1 pseudogene is annotated in these 237 nt (G+C 67.5%); it reads left to right on the top strand.

The features are described 5' to 3' along the window. Positions 1 to 237 (top strand): annotated as a pseudogene (locus U5A58_RS40720) (sulfatase); the annotation flags it as partial.

Raw genomic sequence — 237 nt, 5'->3', positions numbered from 1 at the left:
GACCGTCCGTGGGTGCTGTATGTGGGTCTCGTCGCGCCGCATTTCCCGCTCGTCGTGCCGCAGGAGTGGCTCGATCTGTATCCGCCGGAGTCGCTCGATCTGCCGCTGCTGCATCCGTCGACGGGTTATGTGCGGCACCCGTGGGTCGAGCGCCAGGCGCGCCATATGGACCACGATTCGGCCATCGGCAGTGAGGAGCGCCGGCGTCTCGCGGTGGCGTGCTATCTTGCGCTCGTC

It is taken from the genome of Paraburkholderia sp. J7 (assembly GCF_905220155.1).
Lineage (GTDB): Bacteria > Pseudomonadota > Gammaproteobacteria > Burkholderiales > Burkholderiaceae > Paraburkholderia.
The sequence above is the reverse complement of the archived record's forward strand: the minus strand, read 5'-3'. Positions and strand labels throughout refer to the sequence as shown.